This window comes from Psychrobacter sp. 1U1 (genome assembly GCF_051847535.1).
GTDB classification, from domain to species: Bacteria; Pseudomonadota; Gammaproteobacteria; order Pseudomonadales; family Moraxellaceae; genus Psychrobacter; species Psychrobacter saeujeotis.
In genome coordinates this window covers 1-12,734 of the sequence record NZ_JBPYDD010000003.1, presented here as the reverse complement: position 1 = coordinate 12,734, position 12,734 = coordinate 1, and the positions used below count along the sequence as shown (strand labels likewise).

Annotated in this window: 7 protein-coding genes and 1 pseudogene; 4 read left to right on the top strand and 4 right to left on the bottom strand. The window is 42.2% G+C overall.

The features are described from left to right. Positions 1–93: 93 nt before the first annotated feature. A complete protein-coding gene (locus tag ACS8FB_RS04735; protein ID WP_439261311.1) occupies positions 94–4,974 on the bottom strand; it encodes an NAD-glutamate dehydrogenase in 4,881 nt (1,626 codons plus the stop codon). 476 nt (positions 4,975–5,450) lie between these two features. Here ACS8FB_RS04735 and purD point away from each other — a divergent pair, with 476 nt between their 5' ends. Both purD and ACS8FB_RS04725 read left to right on the top strand, forming a co-directional pair. Further along, positions 5,451–6,806 (top strand): phosphoribosylamine--glycine ligase, encoded by a 1,356-nt coding sequence (purD, locus tag ACS8FB_RS04730; RefSeq protein WP_439261624.1) that lies wholly within the window; start codon positions 5,451–5,453, stop codon positions 6,804–6,806. Between the two features lie 221 nt (positions 6,807–7,027). Then, positions 7,028–8,425, top strand: a complete 1,398-nt coding sequence (locus ACS8FB_RS04725; RefSeq protein WP_439261310.1) for an ABC1 kinase family protein — start codon at positions 7,028–7,030, stop codon at positions 8,423–8,425. A 163-nt stretch (positions 8,426–8,588) separates the two neighbouring features. Here ACS8FB_RS04725 and ACS8FB_RS04720 read toward each other — a convergent pair whose 3' ends face one another. Beyond that, a complete protein-coding gene (locus tag ACS8FB_RS04720) occupies positions 8,589–9,254 on the bottom strand; it encodes a class I SAM-dependent methyltransferase (protein ID WP_439261309.1) in 666 nt (221 codons plus the stop codon). A 208-nt stretch (positions 9,255–9,462) separates the two neighbouring features. On the opposite strand from ACS8FB_RS04720, the gene ACS8FB_RS04715 reads away from it, so the two are divergent. Then, a complete protein-coding gene (locus ACS8FB_RS04715) occupies positions 9,463–9,654 on the top strand; it encodes a DNA gyrase inhibitor YacG (protein WP_439261308.1) in 192 nt (63 codons plus the stop codon). A 46-nt stretch (positions 9,655–9,700) separates the two neighbouring features. Beyond that, complete coding sequence (locus ACS8FB_RS04710; RefSeq protein ID WP_439261307.1) at positions 9,701–10,882, top strand: aspartate aminotransferase family protein; 1,182 nt, start codon at positions 9,701–9,703, stop codon at positions 10,880–10,882. Between the two features lie 104 nt (positions 10,883–10,986). Here ACS8FB_RS04710 and ACS8FB_RS04705 read toward each other — a convergent pair whose 3' ends face one another. Both ACS8FB_RS04705 and ACS8FB_RS04700 read right to left on the bottom strand, forming a co-directional pair. After that, positions 10,987–11,886, bottom strand: a complete 900-nt coding sequence (locus ACS8FB_RS04705; protein WP_439261306.1) for a LysR family transcriptional regulator — start codon at positions 11,884–11,886, stop codon at positions 10,987–10,989. 296 nt (positions 11,887–12,182) lie between these two features. Further along, positions 12,183–12,734: pseudogene (locus tag ACS8FB_RS04700) on the bottom strand (DNA polymerase III subunit gamma/tau); the annotation flags it as partial.

Here is a 12,734-nt window from a genome sequence, read left to right as displayed (position 1 = left end):
ATCATCAAAAAATAATAATGGCTTGTATCAGCCAATAAAAGCCCACTGCTAAATAAATTAACAGTGGGCTTTCATAGGTATCATAAATACTAATTACTTGGTAACAATACCACTTAGTTCACTCATTAGTACTGACAGTGTTGATAAACCAACCTGACTGTCTTCATCTTCACCATAAATATCATCAAGCTTATGCATCTCTGTCGTTACTGCTGCTAGCTGATCGAGATGACGAGAACGCCACTTGCTAAATGCTTGCTTGGCATCTGGTTTAGATAACAGCGCATCCATCAATAAGCGCAAGCTACGTGATAGCTCATTGACTAGGGCATGGCGCGCACGGCGATCCCAATAATCATGCTGCGGTAAAGTGGCGATATTATCCATCATCCAATCTAACTGTAAGACATGGTACGCCTCAAAGTACAGCGTTGCAATTTCATCGACAGGTCGCTCATATTGCTCAGCCAATAATGCCGCATCTAGCGCATCGACATGATAAGGTAGCATCGCAAACATCGTCGCATCACTCTCGGACAGATCTTCTTGCATCAAGCTGGTGGCATCCTCTTGCAAATATTCTGCAAATTGCTGTTCAATGAAACCGCCAGATTTGGTTAATTTTTCAACACTGCTTCTAAAGCGATTAATCATATCAGCGACTTGCAAGTCTTGTCCAAAGGCATTGATAAACCAGACAACACCTTGCTCAAGCGCATCACGCAGACGCAGCTCAAGTTTTAGCAGCAGTGTTGCGTCAATTTGGTTATCTAACGCTTCAAGCTTTTTCCATGCTATTGAGACATTGAAGACATCACGGCTAATAGCGTAACCCCGTACGATGGTTGCCAATGATTGATCGGTTTCTTCATAGAGACGGAACAGTGCCTCAATACCTAAGCGGTTAACCACACTATTGGTCAAATAAGTACTAATAATCTCACGATGCAAGCGGTGCTCAGTCATCTCATCAAAGAACCGCGTAGCCAGCTCATCAGGGAAGTACTTACGTAACTCATTGACGAAATACGGATCATCTGGCAAATCAGACAGTAGCAGATTGTCATATACCCACATCTTGCCATAAGCCATGACGACTGCTAACTCTGGGTTGGTTAGGCCAGTGGTTGCTTTTTGACGTTTGGCAATATCTTCATCCGATGGCAAATACTCGATCGCGCGATCCAGACGCCCTTCACTCTCCAACATCTGGATAAAGCGTTGATGATCACTTAAATTGGCCGCCGCACGAATGTGGCTGAGCTCAATCGCTTGGGGTTGTAGATAGTTTTGGCGCAATACCAGCTCTGCTACGGTATCGGTCATAGACTCAAGCAATTCATTACGCTGTTTTAAGGTCATATCACCTTGCTCAACGACTTTGCCAAGTAAGATTTTGATATTAACTTCGTGATCTGAGCAGTTAACACCGCCTGAGTTGTCGATAGCATCGGTATAAATACGGCCACCCGTTTGTGCATATTCGATACGGCCTTGCTGGGTAAAGCCTAAGTTACCACCTTCACCCACGACCGCCGTACGCAGCTCACCACCATTGACACGTACCGCGTCGTTAGCACGGTCACCGACATCAGAATGGCTCTCGTTTTCGCTTTTCACGTAAGTGCCGATACCACCGTTCCAGATGAGGTCAACAGGCGATTTTAGTAATGCACTGATAAAATCATTAGGCGCAAGACTATCTTCACTGATATCGAACAGCGCTTTCATCTCAGCACTGATGGTGATGCTCTTATCTTGACGAGAGAACACACCGCCGCCTTGACTGATGAGCGATTTTTCATAATCATCCCACGTCGAGCGTGGCATTTTAAACAAACGCTCGCGCTCTGCGTAAGAAGCAGCGGTATCAGGATTAGGATCAACAAAGATATGCAGATGGTTAAAAGCAGCGACTAGCTTGGTATGGGTAGATTGCAGCATACCGTTACCAAAGACATCACCACTCATGTCACCAATACCAACCACAGTAAAGTCATCACGATTTTGGATATCCATACCACGCATACGGAAATGACGCTTGACGGACTCCCAACCACCGCGAGCCGTAATACCCATCGCTTTATGATCATAGCCAACTGAGCCACCTGAAGCAAAGGCATCGTCCAGCCAGAAGTTATATTCAGCAGACAAAGCGTTGGCAATATCAGAGAACGTCGCTGTCCCTTTATCGGCAGCCACTACCAAGTACGGATCATCTTCGTCATAACGCACAGTATCAGCTGGCGGGACAATTTGTCCATCAACGATATTGTCAGTGACATCAAGCATACCGCGTAAAAACGCTTGGTAGCAGGCAATGCCTTCTGCTTGAAACGCTTCACGGCCATCAGCCATGGTTTTGGTTTTGACAATAAAGCCGCCCTTTGAGCCTACTGGCACAATCACCGCATTCTTAACCATCTGCGCTTTGACTAGCCCGAGAACTTCGGTACGGAAATCTTCCATCCGATCTGACCAGCGCAAACCACCACGAGCCGCCTTGCCGCCACGCATATGTACTGCTTCAACGCGTGGTGAATAAACAAATATTTCAAACATCAATTTAGGCTTAGGCAAGTTAGGAATATTGGCTGCTAAGAACTTAAACGATAAGCGGTCTTTACGCTGACCATTGCTATCGGTTTGATAAAAGTTTGTACGTACCATGGCATTGATTAAGTCCAAGTACCAGCGCAAGATTCGATCTTCATCCAAACTATCTACATCTGCCAATGCAGCGATGATTTGTTGTTCAATCTGAGTGGTTTTTTCGCGGCGTTCCTCTTCACTATGTTTAGGGTTCATGCGCGCATCAAACAAACTGCCTAAAGTCACACTGATAGCGCTATTTTTCACCACAGTTTGCTGGATATAAGCACTAGAGAAAGGTGCTTTTGCTTGTATCATATAGCGCGATAACGCACGCAGTACGACCACATCATAAGTATCTAGTTTAGTAATTAATACCAGCTCGTTGAAGGAGTCGCTCTCAACACGTCCAGCCCAGATTTGCTTTAGACTGTCTTCAAACTGACCACGCACGACTTGCATATTGACAGTATTGACGTTTTCTAATATCAGCTCATATTCTTGCATCCAAATCGGTTGATCCGGCAGGTCAAACTCATATGTCTGTGCTGAGATAACTGATACACCAAAGTTTTCTAGAATCGGTAGTACTTTGGATAAAATTACTGGTTGATTGCGACCATACAGTTTTAGGTGCAACTGATTTCCTGCATCTCCTGTTGACTGGTATAAATGCCAAATCATCGGCTGCTCATCGCTCAAGCTTGCCAAACGCTTGGTATCTTCAACCGCCGTACGCGCATCAAAACGCTCTTCGTAAGCTGCAGGAATGTAGTCTAGGAAACGACGCGTTAAGGAATTGGCTTGTTGTTCCCCAACATTATCCAGCAGCATTTGCTGATAATGATCAGTCCATGATTTCATAAGTGCTGATAGTTCAGCCTCAAGTGCAGCGTTATCGACATCGTTAACTTGACCTGGTACCGTGCGCACGTGTACGTGTACGCGAGCGTGTTCAGATTCGTTGAATTCAGTCGTAAAGCCAGATGATGTACCACCATAAGCTTCTTTTAGCACTTTTTGTACTTCAATGCGCAATTCAGTGTTGAATTTATCACGAGGGATATAAACAAGGCACGACACAAAGCGTTGATAATGGTCAATACGGCTAAATAAGCGTAGGCTCTTTTTGTCCTGTAATTGGGTGATACCAGAAACGATAGGATATAACTCTTCAACGCTGGCTTGAAACAGATCATCACGCGGTAAAGTATTAATAACATGCATCATTTTATAATAAGCATGTCCTGCACGCGGTAAGTCAGCCATCGCCATAATTTTGTTGGCTTTTTCACGTAACAGCGGGATTTGTTGTACGCTAAGCTGATAGGCTTGAGATGTTAAAAGACCAATAAAACGGTATTCACCAACCAGTTTGCCATTATCATCGAACTTATGAATACCTAAGAAATCCATATATACTGGGCGATGAACAGGTGACACGCGGCTTGATTTAGACAACATTAACACTCGCGGCTCGGTCAAAAGCTGTTTGAGTTCTTTAGGCAGTCTATCAAAGCTTTCTGATAGCTTATCTTCTTCAGCGCCGCGTAGTAGACCAAGACCACTATTACCAATGGCAAACAAATCTAGATCGGCATTTTGGTTGGCACCGCCTTGTTTGTTATTGTCTGACTTGTCATCAACAGCGATATAATTGCCACCTTCGAGACGATACTCACGATAGCCTAAAAATATAAAGTGGTCGTCTAAAATCCAATCTAAAAAGGCTTGAATTTCTTGCTGAGAATAATAAACTTCCGGTAGTGGCTTTTGTGACAGCTCAGTTTGAATATCAGTTAAACGTGCACGCATCTCCTTCCAGTCGCCAACCACGGTATCAAGCGTATCAACTTTATCTAAAAGTATCTGATGTAGCGCCTCTAACTCATCATCATTTTGATATGCAATCTCGCAATGGATGAGCGACATATTAGACGTCGCACTTTCATCAGCATTATCAACTTGGGACAAATCGCCGTTTTCATCTCGCGTCACGCTGATGATTGTATTATAAGTGCGGTGAACATCGATACCTTGTGCTTCAAGGCTCATAAGCATTGTATCTACCAAAAACGGTCGATCGTATGCCACCATTTGGATAATAGTATGTGAGCTATGAAAATGCTGTTCTTCAGCGATAGGGTTAAAGACCGCTAACTGCGGCTTACTACCTTCATAGGCTTTTAGTAGCGTAAAGTGATGTAATGCCATACCTGCTAAATCAGCATCATTTATGACGTCTGCAGTTTCATGGTGCAGCGGTCGATAATAGCTATTGATAAAATGATCAAGTAGTGATTTGTCTTTTTGCACATAACTGGTTGCAATATCACTTATCTGGCCAATGCGCTCTTTTGTGATACCAAGAGAGTTGGGCATAGCGTTCGTCCTTTTTATAAGTTTGATTTTTTTAATTAAATGTCGTTTACGTTTTTGTTTGATATTCTACTATTCAAACGTCTTTGACCCGTATACTTCGCTAGTCTGATGGATTGTAACCCACCTATCAGTATAGCTAAAGTGTAAAAAATTATTTCATGAATACGTACCGTCTTGATAACCTTTATTCATAAGATATTTGTTCATTATATCGCTAATTTGATAGTAATATCTTTTAAATATTCTTTTATGTAGATATTCTATGCTTTTACTAAATGTTAGTAGACAATATTTTGACCAAACAAATTTTTTAGCCAATGTCTGTGGGTAGATATATATTGATAAGGTTGTTTGAAGTAAGGTTAGCCAATAGATACGAATGGCAATGGGTGAGACTTTTTTGTTAGAATACGGCAGTATGTTTAACAGTGCTTTACTGTTTCACTATTAACGCTTAATTAAGGGTAAGATGTATGATGAATATTTTGGTGATCGGCTCAGGTGGTCGCGAACACGCATTGGCTTGGCAATGTGCCAAAAATGATAACGTGCAGCGTATCTATGTCGCACCTGGTAATGCTGGCTCCGCTTTGGAACCCAAATGCCAAAATGTTGTCTTAAAATCTACCAGTAGTGACGCAAGTGAACATAGCGCTGTCATCGAATTTTGCCAAAATAATGCCATTGATATGGTTATTGTTGGTCCTGAAGCTCCATTGGTTACCGGTATTATTGACGCTTGCCGTGATGCTGGTATCAAAGCATGGGGGCCGACTGCCTATTGCGCTCAGTTAGAAGGTTCAAAGACCTTTGCTAAAGAATTTATGGCTCAGAACAATATTCCTACTGCTGCCTATCAAGGATTCACCGATGCGACAGCTGCTAAAGCTTATATCGATGAACAAGGCGCACCGATCGTCATCAAAGCAGATGGTCTCGCTGCTGGCAAAGGCGTTATTGTAGCTGAGACTATTGAACAGGCTTATGATGCAATTGACGATATGCTAGCGGACAATAAGTTTGGCGATGCTGGTAGTCGTGTGGTGATTGAGCAGTTTTTACAAGGCGAGGAAGCAAGCTTTATCTGTATGATTGATGGTGATAACATTTTACCAATGGCGACCAGCCAAGATCATAAGCGTGCGTATGAAGGCGATACTGGTCCCAACACAGGCGGTATGGGCGCGTATTCTCCAGCACCAGTAGTCACTCAAGACGTGCATGATAAAGTGATGGCGCAAGTGATTCAGCCAGTGGTTGATGCCATGAAAGCTGCAGGTCATCCTTATACAGGCTTTTTGTATGCAGGTCTGATGATCGATAAGTCAGGCGACCCTTATGTCATCGAATTCAATTGCCGTTTTGGCGATCCAGAAACGCAGCCTATTTTGATGCGTCTTCAGTCATCTATGGTAGACTTAATTGCTCAAGGACTGGCAGGTCAATTGCCGAATGCAGCTAAATGGGATACGCGCCCTGCCCTTGGTATTGTTATCGCCTCTAAAGGCTATCCTGAAACTTCATCGAAAGGTGATGTGATTGCTGGCTTGCCCGAACTTGGCGTTGATAACGATGACTCAGTCAAAGTTTTTCATGCAGGTACTGCATTTTCTCAAGATGGCACTGACCTTGGTTCACAAGATGCAAGCTATGATAATAATGCTAAAGAAGTGATTACAAATGGTGGCCGTGTATTGTGCGTGACTGCTTTAGCAGATAGTATTTTAGACGCGCAACAAGCAGCACTTGCCGTCACAGGTGCTATCAGTTTCGATGGTGCGCATTATCGCCGTGACATAGGTCATCATGCTATTACACGCGAGCAGTCTTAGACCCAGTCGTATTTGAGACAGTATATTTTGTCCCAATATTTTGTTTTATTAATAAGTTATATGACTCAAACCCCAGTTTAAACATGAGCTGGGGTGTTTTAGTATTTTCATTCGTATTATGACCTAAAGGTCAGTACGACTTTGTATACTAACCTTGCATGTTCCTTGTATTGTTAGTCTTAAACCCGCAAATCAGTACAATCTGATGAATGGTTATATTTATGGCACATGATACGTCTAGACCTTCTAATAACAATAGGCAATCAATTGACACCCTAAAAACCTCTGGGTTTGAACGTCGATTATCGATTGCCAAAACCTCTTTGAACATTGGTCGTCGTTGGGCAGGTAATAGTATGTCTGGTATATTTTTGGATAAGCAGGCACGCTCGAAGCGCAATCAAGTTTTTATGGAGGCGCAAGCAAACTATGTCGCAGAAGAGCTAGGTAAACTAAAAGGCTCAGTGGTTAAGATTGGTCAAATGTTGGCGTTGTATGGTGAGCATATATTACCGCCAGAAATCACCAAAGCGTTGCAAACGCTTAATGATGACACGGCTACTCTCGCTTGGCCAAAAATAGAACAAACCCTTCAGCATATATTAGGTGACAAGCTAAATGAGCTCGAAGTGGATTCGGTTCCTATTGGTACCGCCTCCCTTGCCCAAGTTCACCGTGCAACGGTACTAGAAACTGGCGAGCAAGTCGTACTAAAAATACAGTATCCAGGTGTAGCAGAAGCGATCGACTCTGATCTTGCACTGTTTAAACGCTTACTAAAGGTAAGTAACGTGGTACCACAAACACGTGCACTTGACACTTGGTTTGAAGAGATACGCGACCTACTCCATAATGAAGTTGATTACAATACTGAAGCTGCAACGACAGAGCGCTTTTATAGTCGTCTGGTTGACGATCCTCGCTATATCGTACCGAAGATTAATCGTAATTACTCAAGCAAGCGTTTACTGTGTATGACTTATGAGCCTGGTGTCTCTGTCACCTCAGAAGCGCTGCAATTGATATCGCATGAACGACGCAATGCTATTGGTCAAGCAGCCATAGAAGTTATGACGCAGGAGATTTTCGTTTGGGGTGAGATGCAAACTGATCCAAACTTTGGTAATTACTTGGTACGTATCAGTGATAACTTTGAAGAGTTAGATAAACTTATCTTATTAGATTTTGGCGCTATTAGGCAGTTTGATAATACGCTATTGACCATTGCGCGTAACTTATTACGTGCAGGCTACCATCATGATCATCAATTAATGGTAGAAGGTATGACAGGTTATGACTTTTTTAATACGATGAGTGATAAAGTTCGTTCCGATATCGCCTCATTATTTTTGCTTGCGACAGAACCTTTTAGTCATCCTGATGCTAACCTTGATATTCCTGCAGACTGTTTAGATGAACAAAAACGTTATATTTGGGCCAATAGTAAATTGCATTCACGTATATCAGAGCGTGCTACACAAGCGATTCAGTCGTTCGAATTTAATTTACCTCCAAAAGAGTTTATGTTTATTAGCCGTAAATTTATTGGTGCTTACACTTTTTTGACGGTTGTTAATGCGCATACTAATTCAGAAAAATTGGTAAAACCTTTTTTATAAAATTATTATCGACCCTCCTTAAATTTTGAAAACCGCTCTTTGTAGCGGTTTTTTATTGTTTTATTGTTTTATTTGCTTAGGCTATTTTATATAGTTATATCTCAATAATGCCATTCAGTTTTACATAATTTTCCATTACTTAGGCTATTTACTTTTGTCATTACTATACGTTGTTTGCACACCAATCATCAAACCTTGTTTTATAACCTTGAGGCTTTGTCATGACTAGCTCCCAACACGTCTCCCCTCGAGCTAAATACTTGACTTCAAAGTGAGTACGCTGACTTTCAATAGCTATTTTATGGCGATTGTTAGGCAATACCCAAACAGTCGTCGCCTGCTCAACTGCATTGTCCATATAGGTGTCTATATTGGTTGCCAGAATCACAGTGCCGCCTATTTGCAAACGAGATAATAAAAATTCGAAGAAAGGCATATTTAGCCACTGCTGATTAAGGTTATGCTGTTCTGGGTTTGGATAAAGCAGATAAATACTTGTCAAACAATCGGGAGGCAGCGCGTGTACAGTCCATGCAATAGCATCAGCGTGGATGGGTGTTAGGTTATCTGGCAGTTGTTGCTCAAATAGTTTGGTGAAAGCTTCAAATTTATTACGTGTACGTTCAATAGCAATCAGATGTTTATCAGGATGCTCGGCTGCAAAACTAAGTGCATGCTTGCCCTTCCCTGCTCCAATCTCCAACACCAAAGGCATATTACTGTTACTATTTTTTATAACGCTTGGAACGGTAAAATCACGCGGTGCTGAGAGTTTTTGTGGTTGAAATGCACGCTTTTGCTGATGCGTAAACTCAATATTTTTAGTCATCTACTGTCCTTAAAGCATTTGTCTTTTGTCATCATCGAGCCCCATGCTATTATATAGGCAATTCACTTTAATAGTAATATGACAACAGTGAGTAACGCGTTAGGTTCTATCAATCGCAGCATAACAAAGGATAGATAGGATTGCGTATTACTGTTTCTTAATAATACTGAATGCTACCAATAAACTTGAGACTACTATTACCCTTATTATGACTAAAACGACTCCCGACACTTCCCCTAAGACCTATCCTTGCCCGCGTTGTGGTACTCAGACCACATGGCAGGACAATAAATACAAGCCATTTTGTAGCAGTCGCTGTAAGCTGATTGACTTGGGCGCATGGGCTAATGAGGACTATACTCTACCTGCAGAAACCACCCCTTTCTCTGACGAGCTATAGCCCATACCTTTTATTTTACTAACTTATCATCTTAAGGATGTTTTGCATGTCAGCTACTTATCTGATGCCTACCTATAATCGTCAGCCTATCAGCTTCACCCATGGTTCGGGAAGCTGGTTATATACCAAAGATGAAACTCCATATTTAGATGCACTTACAGGCATTGCAGTGTGCGGCTTAGGGCATTGTCATCCGAAGGTTACCGAAGCTATTCAGCAGCAGGCTGCCACTTTGGTTCATACCAGCAATTTGTTTGGCATCGATTGGCAAGAACGTGCAGGAGAAGCACTTTGTACTGCAGCACAAATGGATAGCGTGTTTTTTGCCAATAGTGGTGCTGAGGCCAATGAAGCTGCTCTAAAGATGGCGCGACTTTATGCTCACCAGCAAGGCTTTAAACGTCCAAAAGTTATTGTGATGGAGCAATCATTTCATGGTCGTACTTTACTATCGTTATCAGCGACTGCCAATCCTAAAGCGCGTGAAGGTTTTTATACCTTAGATGATGATTTTATCCGTGTGCCCTTCGGTGACATCGCAGCTATCAAACAAGCGGCCAAAGATTATGATGATATTTGTGCAATATTCATCGAACCTATTCAAGGCGAAGGCGGTCTCAATACTGCAGCTAATGGATTTAGCTATTTAGAAGAGCTACAAGCACAATGTGAGACAAACAACTGGCTCTTTATGATTGATGAAGTACAGACTGGCAACGGACGTACGGGCAAATATTTTGCTTATCAACATAGCAACGCTCGTCCTGATGTATTGACTACTGCTAAAGGCCTTGGTAATGGTTTTCCTGTAGGCGCCTGTATGGTACGCGGACGTGCTAACGGCTTATTCGGCGCAGGCAGTCATGGTTCTACTTATGGCGGCACACCGCTTGCAAGTCGCGTAGTACATAGTGTGTACGATGTATTGGCAAATAGCGGCATAATGGAAAACGCGTTAACCGAAGGTCAGTTTATTCGTAAAAGCATAACGGACGAGCTGCAACAATACGACGTTAGTAGTCGCGGTGCTGGAATGATGATAGGTATTGTCTTACCCAATACCATGGACTGTAGTCAGCTGGTGGATCTAGCACGCGATGAGCACAAACTAATCATCAATGTCACAGGCGGTCATGTCGTACGCCTATTACCGCCACTAAACATCAGCCGTCATGAAAGCCAGCAAGTTATTGAGCGATTAGTTAACTTATTGAGGCCCTTACTTTAAACTGGTTTTGTCATATACTTGATATATACTAAAGACCAAAGAGCCCTAAATAAGATTTATTTAGGGCTCTTTTCGTATCTCTATAACTTTACGCTTATTGACCATTAACAAGCATGGAAGTATTTTTTTAAAACTTCTAAGCAGCGAGTAATCTTTGCAGGCTGCTGCTCACGATTTAGGGTGACTGCATATAATACAAAGCTTGGTAACTGATAACCTGTCAATACTTCCACCAATTCACCACTTTCTAACTCTTTTTTAGCATCCATCTCCAACATTCTAACCAAACCATGCCCCTCTTTGGCCAAAGTAGTAGCCATAAAGACATTGTTGGTATGAATACGAGAGTCCATCTTTATACGCGTCTTTTTGCCAGTTTCGGTCTGGGTAAGCTCAACTTGATTAGAGTCTTTCATGATGTCAATACAAATTAGCTGATGCATCGCTAGATCTTTTGGGCTTTCAAGTTTTTTACGCTGACGTAAATATTGCGGCGATGCAATCAGTACTTGACGTACATCTGTCAACGGATGACTACTTAACGTAGAATCATTGATTGTGGGGCTCATACGTATGGCAATATCAATGCGCTCATCAATCATATCAATATAATGATTGTCCGCAAGATAAGTGATACTTAAGTCGTCATGCGCCGCCATCCATGTAGATAATGCTGGCAAAATATGATTAACGCCAAGCTCAGGTGTAGTAGCAATACGCAAACTACCTGCTAACTCATCACGCAACTGATTAACTTTAATTCTGCCCTGCTCTGCAGCACTAACGACATCTTTGGCCGCTTCATAAAAACTCTCACCTGCTTCAGTCAGGCTTAACTTGCGTGTAGAGCGATGTAATAACACTACACCTAGCTCATTTTCTAGTGATCGTATCTGTTGGCTGACTGCACTAGTTGTGATGCCAAGCTCACGAGCCGAACCACTAAAAGAGCCATGTCCGACCACACTGGCGAACACAGCCATACCGCGTAAATTATCTAACATAGTCTCACCTGGTAAACTTTCTGGTTGTTAATATAACTTAACCAGTATATCGGATTTTGTACATTTTTCATATTACCGTATATCAGTAGTACCATTTATTTTTAAATATAAAACAAAGTAATATCAATACGTTGGCGTTTGACTATGATAATTTGTAGTTAGACGCTGTTTATAAATGATTACTTTTACTACTTGCAAGAATCTAGCAAACTATTTAATAAAAATTAACACTGAAAAAATGAATAAAATGAGATTCTCCGCCATATAAAGTAACGATGACATAGGTATATTAATGGCTAAATAAGTTTGACCTTACCCATTTTTCCTTCGCCACGAGCAGACAAATACTGCATGACAGGTGACTCAAGTAACATGGTTTCTGCAACTGAGGTGGCTTGCAAAACGCGTTGACGCTGACGCAGCTCAGGGGTTTTATTCTCATCTTGCATCACACTGCTGTCTACTTGCAAACTTACATCTGCCTTAGGAAACTGCTGTTGTAGCTTTGCAGCCAGTGCTTGAAAGGTAGTTTGCAAATGCTTGCTATCGACACCAGTCACAAATACTGCGTCTCCATTGCAGTCGCCAGTCATCATACCTTGACGAGCAAGGGCTAACTCATCTTGCGCAAGGTTGCTATTCTCACGAGCCTCTTGTAGCCAATAGTCCCACTTCTCTGGTGTCCATTCTCCTGTCAGCTCTTGCGGTGGGCAACGTAGCAAAACACGTGGGTCATTGTCTTGAGAATATAATTGAGAATCATTTCGATTTGGCTCAGAAATTGGTTCAGGCTCAGAAATTGGTTCAGGCTCAGAAATTGGTTCAGGCTCAGAAATTGGTTCAGGCTC